Source organism: Treponema vincentii F0403 (assembly GCF_000412995.1).
Classification (GTDB): Bacteria; Spirochaetota; Spirochaetia; order Treponematales; family Treponemataceae; genus Treponema; species Treponema vincentii.
On the sequence record NZ_KE332512.1, the window covers coordinates 1,387,713 to 1,412,864 of the forward strand.

21 protein-coding genes are annotated in these 25,152 nt (G+C 45.0%); 6 read left to right on the plus strand and 15 right to left on the minus strand.

Features of this window, described 5'->3' with window-relative positions:
• From ispF to murI, 7 genes are all read right to left on the minus strand, one after another.
• Entirely contained in the window at window positions 1-474 is a 474-nt protein-coding gene (ispF, locus tag HMPREF1222_RS06185; RefSeq protein WP_016518669.1) for a 2-C-methyl-D-erythritol 2,4-cyclodiphosphate synthase, read from the minus strand.
• Window positions 475-640: 166 nt separating this feature from the next.
• Window positions 641-1,348: an IspD/TarI family cytidylyltransferase gene (locus HMPREF1222_RS06190; RefSeq protein WP_016518670.1), complete on the minus strand. Its 708-nt coding sequence runs from the start codon at window positions 1,346-1,348 to the stop codon at window positions 641-643.
• On the minus strand, window positions 1,317-1,913 hold the full coding sequence (locus HMPREF1222_RS06195; protein ID WP_016518671.1) for a CarD family transcriptional regulator: 597 nt from the start codon (window positions 1,911-1,913) through the stop codon (window positions 1,317-1,319). The genes HMPREF1222_RS06190 and HMPREF1222_RS06195 overlap by 32 nt, the downstream gene beginning before the upstream one ends.
• 246 nt (window positions 1,914-2,159) lie before the next feature.
• On the minus strand, window positions 2,160-4,067 hold the full coding sequence (locus HMPREF1222_RS06200; RefSeq protein ID WP_038076940.1) for an ABC transporter ATP-binding protein: 1,908 nt from the start codon (window positions 4,065-4,067) through the stop codon (window positions 2,160-2,162).
• A 1-nt stretch (window position 4,068) separates the two neighbouring features.
• Window positions 4,069-5,886 (minus strand): ABC transporter ATP-binding protein, encoded by a 1,818-nt coding sequence (locus HMPREF1222_RS06205; RefSeq protein WP_016518673.1) that lies wholly within the window; start codon window positions 5,884-5,886, stop codon window positions 4,069-4,071.
• A 77-nt stretch (window positions 5,887-5,963) separates the two neighbouring features.
• Complete coding sequence (rsgA, locus tag HMPREF1222_RS06210) at window positions 5,964-6,914, minus strand: ribosome small subunit-dependent GTPase A (protein ID WP_016518674.1); 951 nt, start codon at window positions 6,912-6,914, stop codon at window positions 5,964-5,966.
• Window positions 6,914-7,702, minus strand: coding sequence for a glutamate racemase (gene murI / locus HMPREF1222_RS06215; RefSeq protein WP_016518675.1), 789 nt, complete (start codon window positions 7,700-7,702; stop codon window positions 6,914-6,916). Before murI ends, rsgA begins: the two co-directional genes overlap by 1 nt.
• A 279-nt stretch (window positions 7,703-7,981) precedes the next feature.
• On the opposite strand from murI, the gene HMPREF1222_RS06220 reads away from it, so the two are divergent.
• Both HMPREF1222_RS06220 and HMPREF1222_RS06225 read left to right on the plus strand, forming a co-directional pair.
• Complete coding sequence (locus tag HMPREF1222_RS06220) at window positions 7,982-8,590, plus strand: putative ABC transporter permease (protein ID WP_016518676.1); 609 nt, start codon at window positions 7,982-7,984, stop codon at window positions 8,588-8,590.
• Between the two features lie 111 nt (window positions 8,591-8,701).
• Window positions 8,702-10,015, plus strand: coding sequence for an AAA family ATPase (locus tag HMPREF1222_RS06225; RefSeq protein WP_016518677.1), 1,314 nt, complete (start codon window positions 8,702-8,704; stop codon window positions 10,013-10,015).
• Here the strand turns inward: HMPREF1222_RS06225 and HMPREF1222_RS06230 are convergent.
• From HMPREF1222_RS06230 to HMPREF1222_RS06260, 8 genes are all read right to left on the minus strand, one after another.
• Window positions 9,982-10,713: an RNA-directed DNA polymerase gene (locus HMPREF1222_RS06230; protein WP_016518678.1), complete on the minus strand. Its 732-nt coding sequence runs from the start codon at window positions 10,711-10,713 to the stop codon at window positions 9,982-9,984. The two genes, HMPREF1222_RS06225 and HMPREF1222_RS06230, sit on opposite strands and share 34 nt — an antisense overlap.
• Window positions 10,714-10,798: 85 nt before the next feature.
• Entirely contained in the window at window positions 10,799-10,927 is a 129-nt protein-coding gene (locus tag HMPREF1222_RS13280; RefSeq protein WP_016518679.1) for a hypothetical protein, read from the minus strand.
• Window positions 10,928-10,949: 22 nt separating this feature from the next.
• The gene (gene vapC / locus HMPREF1222_RS06235) at window positions 10,950-11,354 is read right to left on the minus strand and encodes a type II toxin-antitoxin system tRNA(fMet)-specific endonuclease VapC (RefSeq protein ID WP_016518680.1); all 405 of its coding nucleotides are present in this window, start codon (window positions 11,352-11,354) and stop codon (window positions 10,950-10,952) included.
• The gene (vapB, locus tag HMPREF1222_RS06240) at window positions 11,354-11,587 is read right to left on the minus strand and encodes a type II toxin-antitoxin system antitoxin VapB (RefSeq protein ID WP_016518681.1); all 234 of its coding nucleotides are present in this window, start codon (window positions 11,585-11,587) and stop codon (window positions 11,354-11,356) included. Before vapB ends, vapC begins: the two co-directional genes overlap by 1 nt.
• A 60-nt stretch (window positions 11,588-11,647) precedes the next feature.
• Window positions 11,648-12,979, minus strand: coding sequence for an ATP-binding protein (locus tag HMPREF1222_RS06245; RefSeq protein ID WP_016518682.1), 1,332 nt, complete (start codon window positions 12,977-12,979; stop codon window positions 11,648-11,650).
• Entirely contained in the window at window positions 12,976-14,787 is a 1,812-nt protein-coding gene (locus tag HMPREF1222_RS06250; protein ID WP_016518683.1) for a TerB N-terminal domain-containing protein, read from the minus strand. Before HMPREF1222_RS06250 ends, HMPREF1222_RS06245 begins: the two co-directional genes overlap by 4 nt.
• Window positions 14,788-15,334: 547 nt before the next feature.
• Window positions 15,335-17,245 (minus strand): bifunctional metallophosphatase/5'-nucleotidase, encoded by a 1,911-nt coding sequence (locus tag HMPREF1222_RS06255; protein WP_016518684.1) that lies wholly within the window; start codon window positions 17,243-17,245, stop codon window positions 15,335-15,337.
• A 91-nt stretch (window positions 17,246-17,336) separates the two neighbouring features.
• Window positions 17,337-18,473: a YibE/F family protein gene (locus HMPREF1222_RS06260; protein WP_016518685.1), complete on the minus strand. Its 1,137-nt coding sequence runs from the start codon at window positions 18,471-18,473 to the stop codon at window positions 17,337-17,339.
• A 150-nt stretch (window positions 18,474-18,623) separates the two neighbouring features.
• Between HMPREF1222_RS06260 and HMPREF1222_RS06265 the strand changes: the two genes are divergently transcribed.
• The 4 genes from HMPREF1222_RS06265 (at window position 18,624) to HMPREF1222_RS06280 (ending at window position 25,109) form a co-directional block, all read left to right on the plus strand.
• Window positions 18,624-19,025, plus strand: coding sequence for a hypothetical protein (locus HMPREF1222_RS06265; protein ID WP_016518686.1), 402 nt, complete (start codon window positions 18,624-18,626; stop codon window positions 19,023-19,025).
• A 34-nt stretch (window positions 19,026-19,059) separates the two neighbouring features.
• Window positions 19,060-21,156, plus strand: a complete 2,097-nt coding sequence (locus HMPREF1222_RS06270; RefSeq protein WP_038076554.1) for a methyl-accepting chemotaxis protein — start codon at window positions 19,060-19,062, stop codon at window positions 21,154-21,156.
• Window positions 21,157-21,251: 95 nt separating this feature from the next.
• Complete coding sequence (locus tag HMPREF1222_RS06275) at window positions 21,252-22,439, plus strand: patatin-like phospholipase family protein (RefSeq protein ID WP_016518688.1); 1,188 nt, start codon at window positions 21,252-21,254, stop codon at window positions 22,437-22,439.
• A 576-nt stretch (window positions 22,440-23,015) separates the two neighbouring features.
• Window positions 23,016-25,109 carry a methyl-accepting chemotaxis protein gene (locus HMPREF1222_RS06280; protein ID WP_006187746.1) on the plus strand — a complete coding sequence of 698 codons (2,094 nt, stop codon included), beginning with the start codon at window positions 23,016-23,018 and terminating at the stop codon, window positions 25,107-25,109.
• Window positions 25,110-25,152: the final 43 nt, after the last annotated feature.

Consider the following 25,152-nt stretch of genomic DNA (forward strand, 5'->3'; position numbering starts at 1 on the left):
CTATCGGGACAGCAGGCAGGTGCACCACACGGCGGCTGCCGTACCGCTGCCGATAACGCCGACTCCTTCGCCGGTTTTTGCTTTAACAAAAATTTGATCGATTCTTACCGAGAGGATTTCGGCAATAGAGCGGCGGATTGCATCACGGTGCGGTAGAATTTTCGGCTGCTGGATTGCAATAACGCAGTCGGCGTTTTCAAGTTGCCATCCTTCTGCCTGCACCCGCTGCCACACCGTTTGTAAGAGCTGCCGGGAGTCGGCATCTTTCCAGTGCGGATCATTCGGCGGGAAAAGCTCGCCGATATCTCCAAGACAGGCGGCTCCGAGGAGGGAATCCGCAAGGGCATGAAGCAATACATCACCGTCGGAATGCCCCGCCTCACCTTTTTCAAAGGGAATATGAACCCCGCCTAAGAGTAACGGTCTACCTTCCACAAGCGTGTGGAGGTCATAGCCCAGTCCAATTCGTATCATAGCGTCTTCCTTCCATAAAAAGTCAAGAAGAAAGTATCAACTTTCGATTGACTTTTTACGCACGTTCGCAACGAAGTGAGAACGTGCAGATGATATACAAGTTTGCGCACCGCAAACTTGAGTAAACAAAAGCCGTGTCATTGGTACGGCTTTTGTTTTACACTCCTTAAAGGTCTTCGCGGTAGGTAATTTTTTTATTTTCACGCGCGCCGGAACAGATGTAGACGGAGCCGCAATACCGTGCGTAGATTTCGCTGTCGTCGGTGTAGACATTGCCGTCATTGCAGGCTTGGCGGTGCGCGTACAGCAACTTATCAAAGCAGAAGCCTTGCGGCGTTTGTACGGCGGCAAGTCTGTCCCTCCGCAGATGCCGGATGATTTTTCCCGTTTCGTCAACCTCTTTTTGAGTGTCCGTTACAGGTATGGCCGGGACAGCCGCTCCGTGTTGTTCCGCTGCCGCCAATACCGACGCAATCACCTTACCGGAAACCCACGGACGCGCTCCATCGTGTACAAGTATATAGGCTATGCCTATATCCGCAAGAGGTAACAAGCCTTTGTACACCGACTCCTGACGGGTTGCACCGCCTTCAACAATATGGAGACTGTTTCTGTATTTTTCAAAAAAAGAGGAAAGCCGCGTATCGGCAGTCAACAGTGCATAAGCTGTTTCGATTTGCCCCGCCGGTACGGTTATGACATAACGGCTAAAGCGCCCTGCCTCTACAAAGGCATAGAGGCTCGCGGATAGAACCGATGTATGCGTATCGGAATGTAATGGGAAAAATTCTTTTTTTTCTCCGAATCGTTGAGAAGTGCCGGCCGCAGTGATGAGGACGGCATTATTCGTCGTCATCGAAATTGTCTTCGTCATCCATATCGCTCATGCCGTCGTCAAACATATCGTCATCAAGTTGTTCTTGTTTTCCGGCAGGGGCGTTTTTACTTAAAACTTCCAGATATGAATGAATCATCGCTTCGATTTCCGATTTCGGTTTTTGCAGCGCATAAGACAACTCATCGTAAAAAATGCGGTATGCGGAATCGTATAATTTACGTTCTTGGATAGGAAGTTCTTTGATTTTACTACGGTGGTAAAGAGAGCGGACAATGGAGGCATTGTCTAAGATGCTCCCCGTTTTGAATAAATCAAGGTTCATTTGATACCGCATCTTCCAATCGCTTGGAATAGGGTCAAATTTTTCGGACAAAAATGCCAACGCAGCTTGCGCTTCGTCGGCGGAAACAATTGTTCTAATACCTAACTCAGCCGCCTTCATCGCAGGCACCAGAACCGTCATATCGGATTCGTCGAAATAAATGACGTAATACGTCAGCATTTCATCTTTGAATTTCTTTTTGCTTATTTCGACGATCTCACCGACACCTTGACCGGGATAGACAACCCGTTCTTTCACTGTAAATGAACATTCAGTCATATATCGTTATTATAGCATAAAAAACGGCCTTGGTCAAAGGAGCCCCCTAGATCAAACGCATCAAACATTGTGTTCAGCAGCCCGCAAAATAATTCATAATTCATAATTCATAATTCATAATTCATAATTCATAATTATAAAAAAGCACCTCCGTAAGCCTTTGCAAATAGACAGTACAGATACTGATACGTTGAGGACACTTTTTTGCTGTACGACGCAGTAGATGTGCTGTATATTTGCAAAGGTCTAGTCAAGTTCGAAAGCTCCAGTGTAAAGGCGATAATACACTCCCTTCTTCTCCAGCAGGCTTTCATGCGTACCGCGCTCGATAATTTCGCCGTGGTCTAAGACCATGATGACGTCGGAGTTCATAACGGTGGAAAGGCGGTGTGCGATGACGAATACGGTTCTGCCTTCCATCAGTCTATCCATACCCTTTTGGATGAGCGCCTCGGTTCGGGTGTCGATTGAAGAGGTCGCTTCGTCTAAGATCATAACGGGCGGGTCGGAGACTGCGGCGCGGGCGATGGATAAAAGCTGCCGCTGCCCCTGCGAAAGGGAGTTTTTGTTGCCTTCAATAACGGTATCGTAACCGTGGGGCAGCATCATAATAAAGTTATGCGCATTGGCAAGTTTTGCAGCTTCGATACATTGCTCGTCGGTGGCATCCAAATTGCCGAAACGGATATTTTCCATAATATTGCCGGTAAACAAATTGACTTCCTGCAGTACGATCCCGAGCGAGCGCCGCAGGTCTTCTTTCTTAATATGAGTAATCGGTATACCGTCGTAGGTTATCGTACCGCTGTTAATATCGTAAAAGCGGTTGATCAAATTGGTAATCGTTGTTTTACCCGCACCGGTTGCTCCGACAAACGCAACCTTTTGTCCACGCTCGGCAAAGAGGTTTATATCCTTCAACACTTTTTTCTCGGGTGAGTAACCGAAATCGACATGTTCAAAAATCACCTTTCCGGTGAGCCGAGTCAATGTAACGCTGCCGTCTTCGCGGGTTTCTTTCCATGCCCACAGTCCCGTGCGCTCTGTCGTTTCGGTCAGCATACCGCCTGCTTCGTGAGCGTTTACAAGCGTAACGGTACCCGCATCCTCCTCAGGCGCTTCGTCCATCAGCGCAAAAATCCGCGAGGCGCCCGCGACGGCATTGATAACCGAATTGAGCTGATTGGAAAGCTGAGAAATAGGATTGATAAAACTCCGCGACAGCGTTAAAAACGAGGCAATGGTACCGAGCGTCAGCGTGTTGATACCGGCGATAGTCGGATTGGGAATTTTTGCAATGGCAAACCACGCACCGACAAGCGCGACAATCACATATTGGAGATAGCCGAGCGCATTCATAAACGGCATGATAACGTTTGCATACGTGTTTGCTTTTGCCGCGCTTTCCTGCCATGCCGTGTTTTTCTCCTTAAAATCGGCTTTTACCGCCTCTTCCCGGCAGAACACTTTAATCACCTTCTGTCCGTTCATCATCTCTTCAACATAGCCGTTCAAATCGCCGAGCGTTTCCTGCTGCTGGACAAAATAGTAGCCGCTCTTTCCTGCAACGAACTTAATCACTTTCAAAATTGAAAAAATGGAAGCGACAACAATAACCGTCAAGTACACGCTCTGGTACAGCATCGCAAAGAATACCGTCACAATCGTGCACACGGAAGAAACCAGCTGCGGCATCGACTGGGTAATCATCTGCCGGAGCGTGTCGGTATCGTTGGTGTAGCGGCTCATAATATCGCCGTGGGTATGCGTGTCAAAATAGCGGATGGGGAAGCTCTGCATCTTGCCGAACATTTCATCGCGGATACGCTTGAGCGTCCGCTGCGCAACATTGATCATAAGCCGGCTGTAAATCCATGAGCAGAGCACCCCGACGCCGTAAATTGAGGCGATAATCATAAGAGCCCGTAACAGACCGGTAAACACCGGATTAGTTTCCGCAAGCAGCGGCATAATATATTGATCTATCAATACTTGCAGGAACAGAGATGAAGCGGCGGTTGCTCCTGCGCTTAACAAAATACAGACCGTAACAATCACCAAGACGGCTTTATACTGTTTGAGGTACGCAAGAAGCCGTTTGACGGCAGGCATGGAAAGCTTCATTTCCGGTTTAGCTGTGTGAGCTGGTTTCATATTACTCATCGGAACCTCCGAAAGCCTCGGTTTTGGAAGCTTTTCCATAGTCATTTGTTACACTGTTTGTAGCTATGTCATCGGTTCCTTTGGATTGAGTTTCAAACACTTCCTTATAGATGGCGCTCGTTTGTAACAGTTCATCATGCGTGCCTACCGCCGTGATGGAGCCGCTATCGAACACGAGGATTTTATCCGCATGCTGCACGGAAGAAATCCGCTGCGCAATAATAATCTTCGTCGTTTCGGGAAGAAATTCCTTAAATGATTTTTGAATCAGCGCATCCGTTTTGGTATCTACCGCACTGGTCGAATCATCAAGTATCAAAATCTTAGGCTTTTTTAATAACGCCCGCGCGATACAGAGCCGCTGCTTTTGTCCGCCCGAAACATTCGCACCTCCCTGCTCGATATGGGAGTTGTAGCCGTCCGGCATTGCTTCCACAAATTCGGCGGCGCAGGCAAGGCGGCACGCTTCGGCAATTTCCGCATCGCTTGCGTGTTCGTTGCCCCACTTCAAATTATCCTTCACCGTACCGGAGAACAATTCATTTTTCTGCAATACCATCGCCACCGCATCCCGCAGCGTTTTTATATCGTAGTCCTTGACGTTCACGCCGCCGACGCAAACCGAACCTGCGGTAACATCGTACAAGCGGGGTATCAGCTGCACAAAAGAGGTCTTTGACGAACCCGTGCCGCCGATAATTCCAACCGTCTCTCCCGACCGGATACTTATATTTGCATCATCGATGACTTTTTTATCAGCACCGGCGGTATACATAAAGTCGGCATGGGCAAATTGAATTTCACCGTTTTTTACCGCCATTACCGGATGCTCGGGATTTTTAATATCGGGATGTTCGTTCAAAACTTCTGCAATGCGTTCCGCAGATGAGCGGGAAATGGTGATCATCACAAACACCATCGAAAACATCATCAAGCTCATCATAATCTGCGTTGCATACGAAAAAAGCGCCATCAGCGAGCCGGTCGTTAAGCCCTGCGCGGCATCGTTTCCGCTTGCGACAATCGCCCGTGCCCCGAACCACGAAATCAGAATCATACAGGTGTAAATACAGAACTGCATCAGCGGCATCATCAGCGTGATGTACTGCTCGCCTTTTGAAAAGCCCCGGTAAATCGATTCGGAAATCTTTTCAAACTTAGCAATTTCGTACTCTTGCCGGTTAAACGATTTTACCGCCCGCACGCCCCGCACGTTTTCCTGCACCACATTGTTGAGCTTATCGTAGGTCTTAAAAACCGCCGTAAAGATGGGATGCACGTTCCGGATAATGAAATAGATACCGAGTCCCAAAAACGGAATCATAAAAAGGAAGATCATGGAAATTTCCCTACTGATTCTGAACGAGGCAATCATCGCAAAGAGCATCATACCGGGAGCGCGCACTGCAAGTTTTACCAGCATCTGATAGGAGTTGAGCACGTTCGTTACGTCGGTTGTAAGCCGCGTTATAATAGAAGATGTTGAGAATTTATCGATATTGGAAAAAGAAAAGGTCTGCACGTTGTCGTACATATCTTGCCGGAGGTTTGCGGCGAACCCTGCCGATGCCTTTGCAGCGGTAACCGCAGAAAACACACCGGTGCTGAGTTGCATAAGCGCAAAAACCAACAGCGCCGCCCCGTACTTGAATACCGTCTGCATTGCACCGCGTTCAATACCCAAATCGATTAAATACGCCATACACGAAGGGATGATAATTTCAAACACCACCTCCGTAATAGTCAGCAGCACAGCAAAAACGGACGTCCGTTTATATTCCCGCAGGCTTTTTGATAAAGTTTTCAGCATGATGACTTATCGTAGCACAGTCTAAAAAAAATGAATATACGGCGGGTTGGAACGCAGAATTAACCGATACATTTGACCTAGTATTCATCCGCGGTAAGCAGTGCCAATTCGTCGCGCATGGAACGCCAGCTTTCGTATCGATCAGGGTGGATACGCCCTGCATTCAGCTCTTCCAAGATGCGGCACCCCTGTTCATGGATATGCGAGCAGGAAAGCCCGAATGCACACTGTAGCGCCGGCGCTTCCATTTCGGGAAAGTAAAAAATAACCTCTTCCGGTTTGATACCCCACAGTGCAAAGTGCCTGATGCCGGGCGTATCGATAATGTTAAACGACAGTTGTGTTCCGTCTTGAGCGGTGAAGGTCATCGGTAAAAAGACTCCTTGTGTTGTCGTATGAATGCCGCGGTCGTACTTAAACGAAATATCGGCGGTTTTCAATGCATGGCAGGGGTCAAGGCTATTCAGCAGGCTTGACTTCCCGACACCCGACTGACCGGTAACGGCACAGGTTTTACCCGAAAGGAGACGTGCGAGCGGTTCAAGTCCTTCCCCCGTCTTTGCGGAGACCTCGCATACCTGTATGCCGATGCGCTGCCAATCTCGTATCCGTTCCCGCACCGCTTCCGGAATACCCAAATCGATTTTGTTCACAATGATAAGTGCGGAGATTCCTTCCGCGGCGGCTTGAACCAATGTGCGGTCGGTAAAGCGCGGACGAAAGGGGGGATTGGCAGGGGTGGTAACGCAGAGCAGCAAGTCGATGTTTGCCGCTAATAGCTGCGGACTGCGCGTTTTCTGATTCCAGCGGATAAAACCGTTGCGCCGCGGCACAAGCGCCGTGATTTGCCCCTGATCGGGATGGATAGCGTCATATTCGATGTCGACCGTATCACCCGGTGCTAACGGATTGTAATACCCGCGGATTTCCTTGAGCTTCTTGCCTTTAATGGAACAGCGCACTACGTTGCCTTCGGGCGTCCGCACCGCAAAAAAATTATTTGCGCCGCTTAAAACCAGCCCCTGCATTACAGCGCACCCTTCCAGTCGAGGTCAAAAAGTCCGCAGTAGCCGCGGTAGAGCCCGTCGATGCGTTCGGTGATTTCGCCGGTAACATAGCAACTGCTGCGGGATGCTTCCCCACCGGACGGCGGAGGCAGCACATCCAATGCATGGGAAACAACGCCGGGCAAGGAATCGACAACCTTTATTTCCGGAGCGGCGCATTCGGTAAAGGTATCTGCAAGATGCAAAAAGTGAGTGCACGCCAGTACAATCGTATCGACACCGGCGTCTTTAAACTGCCGGATTGCAGGCATTACTGCTTTTCGTTTTTCTTCATCCGGGGCGGTAATCAGTCCGTTTTCAATTTTTGCAACCAGTTCCGCATCCGCTCGTCTTTCGATAGTACAATCGGCGGCAAATGATTCAATCAGTTTATCAAGATACGGATCGTTGATTGTCCGTGCGGTGGCAATAATCCCGATTCGTTTATTGGCGCTCACCTCCGCCGCGACCTTTACCGCCGGTACTGTGCCGACAAAGGGGATGGAAAAAGTTTTCCGCAGCGCATCGAGGGCAGCAGTCGACATCGTATTACACACAACGATAATCATTTCGGGATTCAAACGGTTTATTATCTTTTCGGTAACTCCGACGGCAAACCGGATAACCTCATCCCGTGTTTTTTCTCCGTAAGGGAAATGCTCCAAGTCCGCCACATACGCAGCGGGGGCTTGCGGCGCTTTTTGATGAAAATACCGGAAATACGGCAAACCGCCTATTCCCGAATCCAAAAAAACATATCTTTTATGCATTTAATTCAATACCTCGTAAAATAATTAAGAATTAATAATTATGAATTGAATCTATATCTGTAAAAAGCTTATGGAGTCAGTGTAGGATATGCGGTATATTCTGTCAATTATATAGTAAGGGTATCGCCGACTGGACTGGCATCCGGAAAGGCGTAGATACAACTTGACAGCCGCTGCCGGCACAAGTACATTGATTATGACCTTTGTTGCCCTTGTGAGGCAATCAGCCATGTCACCCTTTGCACAAAGATGTTTCTATCGTAACTGAGGTATCCGCAAATGTCTTTTCTCATACTTGCTTACCTATTTTTTATTGGTTCCGTATCCGGCTGGATATTGGAGGTTTTCTACCGGCGGTATATTTCTTCTGCAAATCCCGAACGGAAATGGATCAACCCCGGTGCGTGTACCGGACCATACCTTCCGCTGTATGGCTGCGGTCTGTGCATTTTATATCTTCTTGTTCAAGAAGAAACAGAAATTTTTCATATATATACAGCATGGCGCAGTGTTCTGACAGTCGCAGTTATGGCAATCTGTATGACGGTGATCGAATACATTGCCGGTATATGTACTCTGAAATTTGCAAAGGTACGCCTCTGGGATTACAGCCGCGAATGGGGCAATATACAAGGCGTTATCTGCCCAAAGTTTTCTCTGGCATGGGCATTTATCTGTATTTTTTATTATTTTTGCCTTCATTCATATATTTTGCAATCAGCCGGATGGGTTAAGCAACATCCATACGCATATTTCGGAATCGGTGTGTTTTATGGGATTTTCTCCGTGGATGCTGTAGAATCTGCTCAGCTTGTAGGCAAACTTAAAAAGTTTGCAGAGGAAAATCACATCATCATCCGTTACGAAGCAATTAAAATGGAAATTTGATTGTTTTTATCAAAATCATTCTTGATTTTACACTATTCTTGCAGAAATAGCTTGTATTTTATGAATAAAAGATGGTATTGTATGCGCAGTTGATGATAGAGGAGCTGCGCTATGGTGCTTGAGTTTTCTATAACAAATACATTTTCTATTAGTGAAAGACAAACTATTAGTTTTGAATCGGCTCTGAACGATCCCGCAACCGACAGGCAGCACTGTATAGACTGTAACGGTAAGAAAATACTCAAAATGGCGTGTATATACGGCGCAAATGCTTCAGGAAAAACAAACATACTTGAGGCGCTTCGCTTTTATGCGTATTTTATGCTCAGCTCATTTACCCGCTTAAAACCGGGTGATGCGATTAATTTTACTCCCTTTAAGTTTGATTCGCAGCTTCAAAATCAGCCCGGTGCGTTTGAAATTGTCTTGTATCTAAAAAATAGCGATACCGAAGGCTATACCCGCTATGAATATAATCTAAAACTGACCCGTACCGCTGTTGTCTACGAATCGGTATATTATGCACCGAAAGGACAGAAAAAACTGATCGTTATGAGGGATGAGCATACAGGTATAAAATGGGGTAGTGATATTCCCGGTCCTAAGAAAGCAATTGAAAACCTCGTGCGTCCGAATTGTTCGCTTCTTTCGGCAAGTCAGCAGCTTCCATTTCCCGCGTTAAAACATTTAACACTCTACTTGACCGTGTTCTTTGCCGGAATAATAGGTATGTCAAACGAGTTTTTACGAGGAAACGCGTTTGCTCACATAAGACCTCGGTTCCCTCAATTTAAGGACTATCTTGTGCAATTACTTTCTGCTTTTGATATGGGAACAATCAGCGATATAAACGTTGAACATATACCGATTACCGAAGATTTAGCGGCAACGCTTCCCCAAGAAATGCAAGAACGTGTTGTAAACTACAATGGAAAATTGACAGTGCAAGATGTGCAAGTAACACATCGCTATGATAATCATGACTATACGTTATCAATTGATGAAGAGTCGGCAGGAACAATACGGATGATAGAACTGAGCGCACTATTGCACTCATTGAAATACGAAAACATTGCTTACATTATTTCTATTGATGAACTTGAGACCTCATTACACCGTGAATTGATAGAGACGTTTCTCGAGCTTTTTTTGTATGTTGCTGCAGAGTCACAACTCATTTTTACCACACATGATCAAGATTTATTAGATTCCGGTCTTTTACGGGATGATGAAGTCTGGTTTTGCTATAAAACGGATAAGGGGAATAGCGTATACAATAGCATCACTGACTATACAGGGATCCGCAAAGGAGTTTCGCGCAAAAAGCTGTATAATGCCGACAAATTCGGTGCCTTACCGCTTGTGAACGTCAATGTATTGAAGGAGCTGTTTTATGCCGAGAAAAACTCGGAAAATACAAAGTAACAAAACGGTGCTGAAATTGGAAGAAAGAAATAAGAAGGATGAAGATAAATCTGCGTCATTTTGTAATGTGCATAAACTTTTTGAAGAGATTGAAAAGCTGAAGAAATAGTAAGCATCAAAACAGAACCTTGCGGAATGCCATTTGTTTGACCATAACGCATTGCACGAATGTATTTATCTATGATATTGCCGATTAAATTTTCCCGTCTCTGTTGCTTTGCGACATCTTTTGTGTGTAATGCCCATGCTATCGAATGGGTATAGAGTGCGCCGTAACAGTTTGTTATATCAGTTTCAATAAGGTACTCATAATCTAAAGATAATTCAATTGAGTGTTGTTCAATATTTTCCCACCATGCTAATATCTGTGCTTTCTGATTTGTTTGCAATGCATTTTCAACAACGGGAATACTCATACATTCTATGTCTGGATTTGCAGCAAAGTCTTTAAATCGGTTACAGATATCTTGCCAATGTGTTTCTTCTGTAATCGTTCTTGCAAGCTGTACATAAAGAATAGGATTGATTAATTCAAAAGGTCTCCAATCGTACTTTCCGTCTTTGTTTGCTGCTATAATATAATTGACATTCTCATAATTCTCGGGATGTACGTGCTTGAGTATATCAGGATGATTCGATAGAAAGTTATTAATAGAGGTTAGTAACGTACCAAAAGTAATATACGGCGGAAAATCCAATGAACAATATATTTTTGAATCTAGAAAAAGAGTGCTTCTTGCGCTTCTAAATCTAAGATAGTTTTTTGCAACATATTGGTGCTTCCTACCTCTTCCCCCGTTTCCTCTTCCCCGTAAGCAACCCCTCCGTCTTCTTCGCCGCTGCCGCCTTTTCTTTCCAGTTCAGTACAAACTGCTGTGCTCGCGTTTTAATTTCGTTTAATGATAATGCCATATTGCCCCTCCCCGATAGTGTCCTATTCCTTTGTCCAGTCTTCTAGTTTTATCCAAGGGATTCTCACAAATTCATCGTAATTATTCGTTACAACAATTAAATTTCTTGTCATCGCTTGAGCTGCAATTTGCATATCATACGGACCTATAATATTTCCTTTTTTTTCAAGATAGGCTCTAATCATACCATACGCTTCCGTATCTTCTGTTGTGAAATCAAGAATAGTATTAAAGTCAGCACAAAAGTCTAATAAAGCCTGCCGATTTTTTTCTCTCTGTTGACTTTTTGAAGCTCCGTATTCTATTTCCGCGATTGAAATAGCTGATAAAAAAAGATCATCGCTATTTGCCGAAAAAATCTTTTTAGTAAGAACAGGAAATTTATTTTTTATGAGAAAAATACAAATATTTGTATCCAATAAATACATTAAAATAAACTTTCTCTTTCCGGCAGTGCAGGCTGATTTCTTCCATCTGACATAAAATCATCGGAAAATTCCGATAGACTTTTCCTTAGATTTTCCCAAGGATGATTTTGAGGATAAAGAATTATTGTTGTTCCTATCTTCTTAATACTGAGTTCAGAATGGTCGATATGAAATTCTTTTGGAATCCTTACCGCTTGACTATTTCCGCTCATAAATACTTTTGCACAAGCCATATTACTCCTCCGTATATATCTTAGTATATACATAAGAGTTTGCAAATGTCAATATTCACCTTAAATCGTAAACTCGGCATAGTGTTCATCCGAGGTATCCGCCACTGCCTCCGACTTTGTATATGAAAACGAATCGGAGTTCAAAAGCCCGAGAACGTTCATACCCGGATTCTGATATAAAAGATCAAGCAGCTCGATAAAATCCCGGATAACTTCGCGCGGGGTGATGTTTATATCGGCGCCGATTCGCTCATATTCAATTTTGATAAACGCTGCCAAATCATCTGTGTTGATTTTCTGCTCATACCCGTAGAGCCCTGCGTGCATCGCGGCGAGTTTTTCACAGAGGATCAGCATTTCTTCCGCAGTAATCGGGTCAAGCCTGATCACCGGCGCGAGTAAATCCCGTGTGCCGGGCTTGGAAAACTTCCCTTCTGCAAGCCGGGAGCGGAGCGCCTCATAGCTGTAGACCCCTCGCCGTTTATCTTCAACCGCCTGCGGGGTCGCCCCCATGATAATACCGAGGTATTTTGCCTTTCCCTGCAAGGTGTCGTTGTACATGGTCAGCAGCTTTTCGTAGTTGTACTGGCGCGTAATGGAATTGGGAACTTTATAAATATTGACGAGTTCGTCGATCATAATCATCATGCCGGAATACCCTGCCAGCCGGAAAAAGGTTGCAAACAGTTTGAGATACTCATACCAGTCGTCATCCGTGATGATGATATTGACACCAAGCTCTTCCTTTGCTTCCCGCTTGAGGGCATATTCGCCACGGAACCAGCGCACTACCTTTGCTTTGGTTTCATCATCGCCGTTGAGGTAGGCATGATAATAAGCGGAAAGCAGTTTGGCAAATTCAAAGCCGTGCACCAGCTCGCTCACCGATGCGGTTACGGCATATATTTTTTGGTCGACCAATGCGGTAAGCGCAGGGTCTCCCGGCTGCAATCCGCTTTCGGTAAGCGCCTCGGTTTGCACCGTGCTGATCCACCGCTCCAGTACCAACGGCAGCGCGCCGCCTTCCGGCTTGGTCTTTGTGGACAGGTTCCCGATCAACTCGCGGTAGGTTGCAAGCCCCTGTCCGCGGGTTCCCTGCAGGCGGCGCTCCGGCGATAAGTCTGCATCCGCAACAATGAAACCGCGATCCATCACGTAGTTCCTGATAGCCTGCAGCAGAAAGCTCTTCCCTGCACCGTATCGCCCGACAATAAACCGGAACGACGCGCCGCCCTCCGAAATAATATCCACATCGTGCAGCAGCGCCTGAATTTCGCTCTTCCTGCCGACAGTGATGTAGGGCAACCCAATTCTCGGCACTACCCCGCCTTTTAAAGAATGCAATACCGCCTGCGCAATCCGCTTGGGTACCTTTCTATCCGATTCGTTCATGTTGTTTCCTCTCCCACTATCTTAGCAATCTCGTCCCGGTAATCTTCCACAAGGGTAAAGGTTTCTCCGTCGCAGTCAACCGCATTGTCGCCGATGTAATCGAACAAGGCTTCGTTGATGGAGTCGGCAATGACATGGGGCAGTCCGTGCTGTGCGGCAATCAGCGCTTGTACCGGCTCTCCGCGCAGCAGCATCCGCAACAGCCGGGCTTGTCTATCATCCAACGGAACCGATGTCATGGACGGCAGGACTGGTGCATTATCCAACGGAACGGATTTCCCGGACGAATTGACTGACCCGGATGGAATAGCTGCAGAAGATTCCATGCCGGCTTTGACGGATGCCTGTGTTCGGACTGCTGAGGCTGCTTCCGTATACCGTTCTGCAGACTCGGCGCTTTTCGCCGGCGCGCCCTGCGCATCTTCTTCGGTTAAAAGGCTGCCCTGAGTTTCAAGCGCATCCTGCCTGATTTTATCCAAACCGGCAAAATCAATCGTAATTTTCGGCCGCGCCGCTTCGATTTTTGCTTGCCGATCTTCCTCAATAACCGATTCGATATACGGCACTACCCATGCCGCTTCTTGCCGCTCTTTTAACGAATGTCCTGCCTTTAAGTATAAGCGCAACCGCCGGTCTGTTTCATGTAAAAAATCGGCAAGTATCTGTTTATTAAAATAGTAACTTTGATATGTCGAAATATACCATTCGCCCTGCGTAAAGCGATATGAACGGGATGGATTCAACTCATAGATAGTCTCTTTCTGTTTCTTAGGATTATAATAGAGCGTGTATTCGAGAGGGTACCAGCGCAGCTCTTTTCGATCGCCAAAGCAGAGGTAAAAAAGCGTTTTCCCATTCTTCCGGTATTGTGCCGACGCGAGCCTCCACACTGCTGCAAAAAGTCTGATTGCTTCCGCGCCCTGCTGCCGTATCAGTTTTGATTCGGAGATCTTCTTTCCGCCGAACGTGCAGAGTGCATTAAACACTTCCTGATCGCCGAATTTTTCCGGATTATGCAGAATTTCAATTCCGGCATCTCTTTCCAACAACCTGCCGTCGATATACTTGCGCGCTACTTCCGGAGGGATATTGTTGAGCACAGCAAAGCCCAACATCCGTTGGTGAAGATTCTCCCGCAGGTTCCTGTTCTCATATCTGCCGAAGCCTGCACCCGGGAAGACTTTTTCAAATTCCTGCATTTTACGGAGACTTTCTTCTGCGGATGCTGCTCCTATTCCATTTATCAGCTCATCCAGATATATCCGGACAAAGCCGCCGCAGTGATCCTGATAGTTGCCCTTTCGCAGTTCTGTCCGCCACGTAAAATAGCCGCGCAGCTCAGCTAACGATAAACTGTGATAAGTTAAAATAAAATAGCTGTTCAATGATCCATTCCATGGTTCATTATCTTCATAACTTTCCATGAATTTGCCCTGTACATAGAAATTTTTACATATCTGCTTAAATGTCCCGTTCCCGTATTGATAGAGGTTCCGCATCCGACGGATTTGTTCCGGAATCGGTTTTTGTTTTTTTAAGGATGACGCTTTTTGCAGATTTTTAGCACCGATCCCCATCGCTGCCGGTTGCTGTACAGTTGTATCCTGCTCCGATGTCTTTACTGCGAGCGTCTGACCGGCGAAAAGCGGGGCATCTTGATATTGCGCTTGTTCGGTATTCTTATTATCGAGAACGACCGTAAAGCCGTTTTGCTCACCGGAGTTGTCCGGCTCATCGTAAGAGCCTACTGTGTCCCGCCGTTTCTGAATCACTCTTTCAAAATCTTGTGCAAATTTTAACATATCCATAGCAGTCTTACACGTTATCCGGCTCCGGCATCATCGCAGGAGACCACGGCTCCATATAAGCTATGGTAATAAAACAAGCATGATTGTCAACATATTTGTACAGCGCCTCAGCATAAAAACAGGATTTTAGGAAGCAGAATGTAATGTCCTGCGGAGGAGAAGCAAGTCCTAATTCTCCCTCGAATGACGCCATTGCGGTTGAAACGGGATCAAATTAATGATGTAACACAGGATGTTACCCTTTCTCTTTACTGCTAAAAAGATAAACTACAGCAGAAAGTTACCATCGACAATTAACGGTGTTCCGGGTACTCAGATTACGTGGGTATCCGATAAGCCTCAATCGGTCAGTATAGAAGAAGTTTTCGGAGAAATACGGGGGGAACGATAGAAGGAATCTCTGAAACCTATACTTGGGAGTTTAACGGCTTTAGTCTCAACTAGGCGGCTCCCCACGGGTATACGTGCTTGAAAAAACAGAGAGCCTCTAAAACCTTACAGGCTTTAGAGGCTCTTCTCCGGTATTTTTACTTATTTGCTTTGTGTGTTATTGATTCAGATCGTGAATATTGATGGACTTGACGTTCGGGGTTCTTCCGTCTGCAGAAGTCGGGATTTTAATATTCCCTGCTCTGATTTCGTCCAAAATCTTGTCCCGTCCGGCAACGTTCGGATCAAAACCGATGATCTTCCAGTTGTAATTCACCTGAGGGGTAATAACTCCCTTGTCCTTTTCTTTTACATAAGCGCCGATCAGATCGCGTATGCGCCCTGCATCCTGCATTACTTCATACGAATCGTAGTATACGTCTTCCTGTGTTGCAAGTTTCAGGTTTTGCAGCGTACCGAAGCGGTAGTTGTTGACCGCAATTTTATACACCTTTTTAGGATCAAGGTCTTGCCCTTTTATTTTGACATTCTTGATTCTGTCCCCCGCTTCTTTTGAAATATCGATATCATAGTCGATACCTTCAAACATGTCGTAGTTGTAGCCGCGTACATTGGGATTGAACGAAATCGTTACATCGCCTTCTTTCGCGGTGTTGTAATATGACGCAGACCATTCCATGTATTTCAACAGGTTTTCTCCGGTCATATTAATACCCCTCAGCGTATTCGGATATTTATAGATAAAGGCGACGTCTTTTTTCTTAAAATCGCCTTTTTTCAGATTCATATCAGAGCGGAAGGCCGCGGCAGAAGAAACATCAGCTTTGGTATAATAGAGCTGTACATCGTTGATTAAATCGATGAGTGCGGTATCTTCAAGCTGAATGGTGGGCATAGTGGTAACTTTATCTTTTCCGGTAATGTAGTCCACATGCGGGATAAAGTCCTCGGTAACCTTTCCGACAATAACGTTTGCATCGGTAACGGACTGGTCATGCACAAACTCAAACTCTTTTTCCATTGCCTTATCGGCGGCAACTTTTGCGGTTTCTCGGTTTTCAGCTTTGACGGAAACAACCTTCCATGCGCCGTTGTCTTTTTTCACCTGCACTTCGCCCACGGCTAATGCCCAGCCGTAGCAGCCCGGTTCGATGATCCATGTTTTATCGCCGTTTTGACCGTCTATAAGGGTGGCATAGCGGGCGTGCTCATGTCCGCCGAAGATTAAATCGAATTCGGGGATTTGCTTTGCCATTTCGATAACGCCGCTATTGGTGCCGTATTCACCGTTGCGTCCAAGGTGGAACGCACCGATAAGCACATCGTATTGCCCCTTTAAAGAATCGACCGTTTGCCGTGCAACGGCAATCGGGTCTTCAAATTCAAGCCCTTTAAAGTGAGAGGGAGCAGCAGCTTCCCACATCGGGATATGCGGCGGCACCATACCGATAACGGCAACGCGGACACCTTCAATATTGAACAACTGATAGGGCAGTACGAAGTTGCTGCCGTCCTTGGTGTTTTTGATATTGGCGCTTACGACCGAACCGTTAAAGTGGCGGATATTGCGGGCAAGAAATTCCTTTTCAAAGTTGAACTCATGGTTGCCCAATACCCAGATGTCATAGTTCATATAATTGAGCGCCTGAATCATCGGATGGGTGTCGAGGTCGTTAAACAGATCGGCACTGTTGTCCTGCACCGTGTCGCCGACATCGATTAAGACGGTGTTGGGATTTTGTGCGCGCAATTCCTGTGCCAGCACGTAGGTTTTTACAAACCCTGCCGCAGGTGTTTCTTCGCAGACGGCATAATCAAAAGCATAGAGCCTTCCGTGTACGTCGCCCGTTACGCCGAAGGTAAGGGTAACGGCATCAGCTCCCGGCTGTCCCTTTTGAATAACCTTGTGGGTGAGCTTAACCTCATCCGATTGCTTTCCGCGCGCTTTTGCTGTGCGTGCGGTTGCCTGTCCCGAGCTCCGTGCTGCAGAATTTGTTTCAACGCAAGCAGTCAGCGAAAAAACAAAAATCAACGCAGCGGCAGCATACAGCATTCTTTTCTTGATCATGTGCATACTCCTTCACATTTTTTCAGAATCGCTAAAAATCTTATTCGAGTTTGCAGCGATATCCTTATATATAGTACGGATGCTATTCCGTCTATTTTCTCACTTTCTTTGCAGCCGGTATCTTCAATATAAAAAGAGCGACCAGCGCCGTACATGGAACCGCAGCGATAATACCGATGCTGCCGGAAATTCCGTGCATAATTTCTATCACAATGCGCGGTATATTGATAAACTGCTTAAAGCTCATGCCGTAGCCCCAAATCATCATTACGAGGGGCAGCGAAGAACCGGCAAAGGCTAAAATGAGCGTATTGCTCATGGTGCCGGTAATGTCTTTGCCGACGGTCAGCCCCGACTTAAAGAGCTCCCTTTTAGTAAGGCGCGGGTTTGCGGTTAAAATTTCCTGCATGGAAGAGGCAATAGACATACTGACGTCCATCACCGCGCCGAGCGAGGCAATCAAAATGGAGGTGAACAAAAGTCCGTCCAGCTGGAGATTATAATCCGGCGCCAAGTTGAGCAGCTGCTCACCGCCCTCCATATTAACGCCGGAAAGCTGCGCAAAATAGGAAACAATAGCCGAGATAATCCCCGCGATGGTGATGCCGGATACGGTACCGGCTATAGCGGCAAAGGTCTTGCGTGTAAAGCCGCTTATTAAAATAAAGCTGACAACAGTCATTAAAGACACCAATACGATGGAAACCGGCACGGGCGGGAAGCCTGCAAAGAGGGCGGGGATAAGCACGGTAACGATGAGCACGCAGGTAAACACAAGTCCGAGCGCGGATTTGAGTCCTTGCCCTCTTCCGAGCATGACCAGCGCGGCAAAAAACAGAGCCGCCAGTACAAAGACATGGGTGTCGCGTTTAAGGTTATACAGCCATACGGCTGTTTGCCCGCCGCTTTCACGCAGCGTGAACACCGCTTTTAAGCCCTTATAGGCAAAATTGCTGTGTAAGCTGCTCAGCGTGTTATACACTTCAAACTCTTCATTTTGATAGGTGCCTTCAAGTATTTTTACGCGGAGTTTTTGCGTACCGCGGGACCGTCCCTGCACAACCGGATCGGGAGAAAGGTCTTCTTCCAATACTTCCTCCACAATACCCGTGGCAAACTCTTGGGTAAACGGCGTATCGGGCTTGAGCTTATTTGAAATTTTGGGCATACCGATGCACAGCAGTACGGTAAGAATCAATACTGCCCCGGTAAATACTTTTTCTTGCATACTCTGTTATAAAATTATAACGCGGGATTGAAAGAATAGTCAACAAAAATTTATAAGTAATAATCCATAATTAAGAATTCGTATTCTCAAAAGATATAAAATATGCTATACATAGCCTTCCGCTTAAAAAAATTCATCAAGAGGTTAATAATGAAAAAACGTTTTTCTCTTCGTTACAGGCTTATTCTGATTTTCGGTATATTGATTGCAGCGGCAGGTACTACCGAAGGTCTTTTAGCAATTAGAATTGCCCGCAAAGCAGTAACAGAAAAAATCGAGGTGCATCTCATGGGTAAGGCACGCGATACGGCTGAAATTTTAGATGGAAAAGTAATGCAGTGGTTCCAATTACTGGAAGGTATCGCACGGGCGCCGCTGTTACGGGATTCAGGATTATCGTATCAGGAAAAAGCAGTCATGCTGCAAGCCCTTGCCGACTCTGACAGCGCTTTTCAAAAGCTCAATATTGTTGATAAAAAAGGAATAGGTTATTTACCGGACGGGCGCATCAGCGATATTTCCGCTATAAAATATAAGAAATATCCTCTATAATTGTTTAAAATAAGATAAAATGGGGTTATACAATATGTCAAAAAAAAGGTTCTCAATCAGCAACAAATTAATTATCATTTTCGGACTTTTAATTGCGGCAGCATCGCTCATCGAAGGTACACTAGCGCTCCGTATTGCCCGCCAAGCTGTAATCGAAAAAATAGAGACACAGCTTATCGATAAAGCGTTGGACGAAGCGGAAATTATCGACGCAAAAATAGCCGCGTTTTTTCAATTTTTAGAAGGCCTATCCCGCATACCGATACTATATGATACAACCGCTTCGTATCAAGAAAAATTACACGTGCTGCAAAAAGACGCAATAGCCAACAACAACACAATACTTGAATTGAATATCAGCGATCCCGCAGGGGTCTGTTACGCACAAAACGGCACAGTGGACGTAAACGATAGAGAATGGTTTAAAGCTTCAATACGAGGCAGCCGTTTTGTTTCCGATTTATTGATTTCAAAAACAACACAAAAACTTATCAGCACCTTTTCAATTCCGATTTATGATAATGAGCACCGTATTATGGGTGTTTTATCGGCTGATATTTCCGGCCTCTGGTTTAGGGATAATATTAAGGATATTAAAATAGGCAAAACGGGAAACTACTACATCATAGGACCGACAGGGGCAACGATTGCCGATCAGGATATTAATGCCGTAACAAGTATGCTGAACCCCAGTGAAGAGGGACTTACCAACGCCGAGCTGGACTCCTGCGGGAGATTTGAGAGACATGCCGTAGCTTCTTCGGAACCCGGCATCGGGTATTATGAATTTGAAGGAGTTTCTAAAATTGCGGCTTACACAAAACTAAAGTCGGCTGCATGGACAGCTATCGTATGCGCACCCGTACACGAATTTATGGAAACCGTAAACACACTCCGTACAAGCCTTATTTTAATCGGGCTCGGCATTTTTGCAGGAGCCGTTTTGATTGTCTATTTAGTAGCCCGCAATATGGTAAAACCTGTTAAACGGACGGTTGCGGCCTTAAAGAATATTGCTCAAGGGGAAGGAGATTTAACCGTTAGTCTTCCGGTAACGGGGAATGATGAGGTAACGGATTTATCCGAATATTTTAACGAAACCATTACAAAAATAAGAAACGCAATTAAATCGATCGGCATAAACTGTAATCAGATGGAAGAAATCGGAAATGAGCTGTCTACCAACATGACCGAAACGGCAAGCGCCGTACACGAAATAAGTACGAATATCGACGGGGTTAAGCACCAAGCGATGACACAGGCGGCAAGCGTTGCCGAAACGGCTGCAACCGTCGAAGAAATTGTCCGCACCATTAAGCAACTGAATACGGGCATCGAGATGCAGGCTGCAAGCGTTGCACAATCTTCGTCTTCCGTAGAAGAAATGGTCGCGAACATCGCTTCAATAGGACAAACACTCGCTAAAACCGACAGCGCTATTAAAGACCTTACCGCCGCGACCGGCGACGGTAAAGCGACGCTTGTAACATCGAATACCGTAACGCAGAAAATTGCGGAAGAGTCCGGCAGCTTGCTTGAAGCATCGAGCGTTATCCAGCACATTGCATCACAAACGAATCTGTTAGCAATGAACGCTGCAATAGAAGCCGCTCATGCGGGAGAAGCAGGCAAAGGTTTTGCCGTCGTCGCAGACGAAATACGGAAGCTTGCAGAAGAATCTTCCGTGCAGGGAAAAACGATTACCGCAACATTAAAAACACTCTCATCGGAAATAGAAACGCTTGCCTCTTCGTCAAAGACGGTAGAAGGAAAGTTCAATGCAATTTTTACTCTTGCAGAGCAGGTAAAGGAAATGAGTGCCCGCCTTACCGAAGCCATGAAAGAACAGGGAAACGGCAGTAAGGAAGTGCTTACCGCTATCAAGAACATCAACATGGTAACAACGGAAGTGCAGGCCGGTTCTGAAGAAATGCTGAAAGGCAGCGAAAGCGTTGCACAAGAAATGCGGAAGCTGGATGACCTAACCCGCATCATTACCGACAGTATGAACGAGATGGCATCGGGTGCAATACAAATCAACAACGCCGTACAGGAAGTGCACGAAATTACGCAGAAGAACAAACAAAGCATTCAGAACTTGGCCTTAGAAGTCAGTAAATTCAAAGTCTAATCTTTTGAAAATATTTTTTCCGATAAAAAGAAAATACCCCCACAACCCCTTTGACAAGAAAAACCAGTATATATTACAATAGTTAAAGGATGTTAATGATGAACGGATTAAATATATATCAGATTAAAAAATTGTTTAGAAAAATAGTATTAGCCGCTGTTTTAATTTGCAGCTTAACTTCTTTGCTATCTGCTCAAAATGTTGGATTGGTTTTATCAGGAGGCGGAGCAAAAGGTGCTTATGAAGTTGGAGTTTGGAAGGCTTTAACAGACGTAGGCATAACAGATCGTATTTCTGTGATATCAGGTACATCAGTAGGCGCTTTGAATGCCGGATTATTTGTTTGTACACCTGTAAAAGAAGCAGAAAAACTTTGGCGTAATGAAGTAGGAATCGATACTTTTCTCATGCCGGATACAGACACTGTTGAGGCTTTACTTGAAGTCGTTATAAAAGATATTTTATCCGGTGCTGCAAGGGCCAATCTCAGATATGCTAATGAAGAGGATAATTCTGAATTATTAAAGAAAGTAAAAAAAACAGCCTCTGTTGTAGGCAATTCAACAAGTAATCTTGTAAAATCTTTGGGAAAAGAGTTACTAGAATACAGTCAGGCTGATAAACACAATGAAGGGTTATTTAAACGAGATTCTCTTGAAGAAATTCTTGATAGATATATAACTCTCGAAAAAATCAAAGCTTCACCTTACAAAGTTTATGCAACAACAATCAGAAAAAGAATGTTAAAAAGGAAAGCTCTTGCAAACGCATTTTTGGACTATGATTCTTCACATTCTTTGTTACTAAATGAACAACGGTCAAGTTTAATCGTAAAACAAATTATGCTGGCATCATCAGCACTTCCTCTCGTTTATAGTTCACAGCCAATTTCCGCTGGATTAGTAGAAAATGGGAAAGTTATACGGGAACAATTTGAGTATATTGATGGCGGATTTACTGAGATAGGAGGGCAGAATACTCCATATAAACCTATACTGAGGGAAAATGTTGATATCATCGTTGTTGTTTATTTAAAATCGGAAGAAGAATTATTTACGATGACCGATCATAAATCGGAAATAAAAGAAAAACCCGTACTTATTTCAAAAGAAATGCTTAATGGTAAAAAGTTGATCGAAATAATACCTTCTAAGAATCTTGGCAACTTACTTTCCGGAACTGTTAATTTTAGCCCGGATAAAATTAATGCTTTAATAAATTTAGGGTATAACGATACGATGAAAATGTTCTTGGACGGACAGTTTTCGGATATATTCATGTAAAATTGCGCGAGTTCTCAATTTACAGCTAAAAATAAAATCGAAGGAAGCTTTTATGGCATTTGGATTTGATTCAGGAACACTGAAAGCTAATGGTTCAAACAAAGACCGGTATAGGGGATAAAATTCAGGCGACTATGGTTTTTGAAAGAATCGATGCTTTTTCAGCAGGATAAACAGAACCTCTTGCAAAATAATACGGATCAGGTATAATAGGCGCACGGTGCGGTTATCGGGATAATTCTCAAAACAACTTTCCATCATTACTGATGCTATCCAAAAAGTAAAGCACTATTAGGACATCTTATTGTGTCTTTAAACAGAGGAGGCCTTGACTAAATGAGAAACATGAGTATAATACCCCCCCCCCCCCCCCATCAATTAATCCATCATTGGCAATATGTAGCCGGTACTCAAATTTTTTCATCGCTTGATAGCCGAAACTATGTTACACATTGCCGAAATTCCACAACTCCTCATCATGACAATACATCTATCCGGTACAAACTATCAATTGGGAATCTCTAAAAACTTCAGTTTTTAGAAGTTTACCTTAGATTATTTATCAGGAGGTACTCTATGAAAAAGCGCTTTTCTCTTCGGTATAAGCTGATTTTAATTTTCGGCTTACTTATCTGGGCGGCATCCGCTGTCGAAATTGCGTTAGGTATTTTTATGGCACGCCGTGCTGTAATCGAAAAAATTAAAACACATCTGACCGACAAGGCTATCGATGTCGCAGGATTCATCGATGAACGCATTACGGCACGCTTTTTATTCCTTGAAGGTATTAGTCGTATGCCAATTCTCACAGATCCGACAACCTCATTGTATGAAAAGCACCTCTTCTTAAAAAGAGAGGGTGAGGCAACGACAAGAGTAGACGACATGTATATGATCGATACCGCAGGTAATATGTATCTCGCTGACGGACGAACACTTTCTATGAGCGATCGTGAGTATTTTAGGGCAGCAATGCAAGGCAAACAATTTGTAAGCGACGCTCATGCTTCGCGAGTTGACAACCAAACCGTTTTCGTTTTTGCAATGCCTATCTATGACAGCAAGCACACCATTGCAGGAGTGCTTGCTGCGCGGGTTTCTGTTCAACAGCTTGCTAATCTCATTAAAGATATAGTAATAGGCGAAACAGGCAACTGCTTTATTATGGGACAGACGGGAACTATTATTGCAAATAAGGATTCAAGCCTAACAGCCAAACAACTGAATGTGATAGAACAAGGAAAAAACGATCCGGTGTTTGCTTCTGCCGCAGCATTTTTGCAAAGAGCATTGCAGACGGATAAAAGCGAAGTCGGATACTACACCTATCAGGGCGTTCAGTACATATCCTCCTTTGCTAAAGTTAACGCGACCGGCTGGAATGCCGTTATACGCGCACCGGTAAATGAATTTATGGGAGATGTTAACCTTCTCGGAAAAACAATGGGGCTTATGAGTCTCGGTATATTTGTTGCTGTTTTACTCATTATATATGTTATAGCCACGAAAATAGTAAAGCCGATACAACATGCAGCAAGCGCCTTACAAGATATTGCACAAGGCGAAGGAGATTTAACGGTCCGATTGCCGATACGAGGTAATGATGAAATTACCGATATGTCGGAATACTTTAACCAAACAATTGCAAAGATCGGTACGTCAATACAGGCAGTAGGCGTAAGCTCAAACACAATGGAAGAAATTGGAACCGAATTGGCTTCCAATATGACTGAAACTGCAAGCGCGGTTCATGAAATCAGCGCGAATATCGATGGCGTAAAACAGCAAGCATTAACCCAAGCAGCAAGCGTTACCGAAACCGCCGCAACCGTTGAAGAAATTGTCCGTACCATCAAACAGCTAAATAGCAGCATAGAAATACAAGCAGCCAGTGTTGCACAATCTTCGTCATCTATAGAAGAGATGGTTGCAAATATTGCCTCTATCGGGCAAACGCTTGTTAAAACAGACAGTGCCATTAAAGAGCTGACAACCGCTACAGGAGACGGCAAAGCAACACTCGTAACAACCAATACCGTAACACAGAAAATTGCCGAAGAATCCAGCTCGCTGTTAGAAGCCTCAAGTGTTATTCAGCATATTGCATCGCAGACAAACTTATTGGCAATGAATGCCGCAATCGAGGCTGCTCATGCAGGCGAAGCAGGAAAAGGCTTTGCCGTTGTTGCCGATGAAATCCGCAAATTGGCAGAAGATTCTGCAACGCAAGGAAAAACGATTACCACAACACTCAAAAACTTATCCGGTGAAATTGAAACACTTTCCGCTTCATCGACGACGGTAGAAGAAAAATTCAATAGTATCTTCACCCTTGCCGAACAGGTTAAAGATATGAGCGCCCGCGTGACCGAAGCGATGCGTGAACAGGAAAACGGCAGTAAAGAAGTACTAACAGCTATTAAGAACATCAACATGGTAACCACGGAAGTACAATCCGGTTCTGACGAAATGCTGAAAGGCGGAGAAGGGGTCGCAGAAGAAATGCAGAAACTGGATAATCTTACTCGAATGATAACCGACAGCATGAACGAAATGGCATCGGGCGCAGTCCAGATTAACAATGCCGTGCAGGAAGTGAATGAAATCACCCAGAAGAACAAGCAGAGTATTGAGAAGCTGGCACATGAGGTCTCTAAATTCAAAGTATAAGTTAGGGGAAGACCTTTCTTTTTTTTCGATAAAAAGAAAGGCT

Bases quoted from the DNA above. Each gene is read 5' to 3' on its own strand.
- ispF (WP_016518669.1), bottom strand. From the start codon at position 474: ATGATACGAATTGGACTGGGCTATGACCTCCACACGCTTGTGGAAGGT.
- HMPREF1222_RS06190 (WP_016518670.1), bottom strand. From the start codon at position 1,348: ATGACGAAGACAATTTCGATGACGACGAATAATGCCGTCCTCATCACT.
- HMPREF1222_RS06195 (WP_016518671.1), bottom strand. From the start codon at position 1,913: ATGACTGAATGTTCATTTACAGTGAAAGAACGGGTTGTCTATCCCGGT.
- HMPREF1222_RS06200 (WP_038076940.1), bottom strand. From the start codon at position 4,067: ATGAAACCAGCTCACACAGCTAAACCGGAAATGAAGCTTTCCATGCCT.
- HMPREF1222_RS06205 (WP_016518673.1), bottom strand. From the start codon at position 5,886: ATGCTGAAAACTTTATCAAAAAGCCTGCGGGAATATAAACGGACGTCC.
- rsgA (WP_016518674.1), bottom strand. From the start codon at position 6,914: ATGCAGGGGCTGGTTTTAAGCGGCGCAAATAATTTTTTTGCGGTGCGG.
- murI (WP_016518675.1), bottom strand. From the start codon at position 7,702: ATGCATAAAAGATATGTTTTTTTGGATTCGGGAATAGGCGGTTTGCCG.
- HMPREF1222_RS06220 (WP_016518676.1), top strand. From the start codon at position 7,982: ATGTCTTTTCTCATACTTGCTTACCTATTTTTTATTGGTTCCGTATCC.
- HMPREF1222_RS06225 (WP_016518677.1), top strand. From the start codon at position 8,702: ATGGTGCTTGAGTTTTCTATAACAAATACATTTTCTATTAGTGAAAGA.
- HMPREF1222_RS13280 (WP_016518679.1), bottom strand. From the start codon at position 10,927: ATGGCATTATCATTAAACGAAATTAAAACGCGAGCACAGCAGTTTGTA.
- vapC (WP_016518680.1), bottom strand. From the start codon at position 11,354: ATGTATTTATTGGATACAAATATTTGTATTTTTCTCATAAAAAATAAA.
- vapB (WP_016518681.1), bottom strand. From the start codon at position 11,587: ATGGCTTGTGCAAAAGTATTTATGAGCGGAAATAGTCAAGCGGTAAGG.
- HMPREF1222_RS06245 (WP_016518682.1), bottom strand. From the start codon at position 12,979: ATGAACGAATCGGATAGAAAGGTACCCAAGCGGATTGCGCAGGCGGTA.
- HMPREF1222_RS06250 (WP_016518683.1), bottom strand. From the start codon at position 14,787: ATGGATATGTTAAAATTTGCACAAGATTTTGAAAGAGTGATTCAGAAA.
- HMPREF1222_RS06255 (WP_016518684.1), bottom strand. From the start codon at position 17,245: ATGATCAAGAAAAGAATGCTGTATGCTGCCGCTGCGTTGATTTTTGTT.
- HMPREF1222_RS06260 (WP_016518685.1), bottom strand. From the start codon at position 18,473: ATGCAAGAAAAAGTATTTACCGGGGCAGTATTGATTCTTACCGTACTG.
- HMPREF1222_RS06265 (WP_016518686.1), top strand. From the start codon at position 18,624: ATGAAAAAACGTTTTTCTCTTCGTTACAGGCTTATTCTGATTTTCGGT.
- HMPREF1222_RS06270 (WP_038076554.1), top strand. From the start codon at position 19,060: ATGTCAAAAAAAAGGTTCTCAATCAGCAACAAATTAATTATCATTTTC.
- HMPREF1222_RS06275 (WP_016518688.1), top strand. From the start codon at position 21,252: ATGATGAACGGATTAAATATATATCAGATTAAAAAATTGTTTAGAAAA.
- HMPREF1222_RS06280 (WP_006187746.1), top strand. From the start codon at position 23,016: ATGAAAAAGCGCTTTTCTCTTCGGTATAAGCTGATTTTAATTTTCGGC.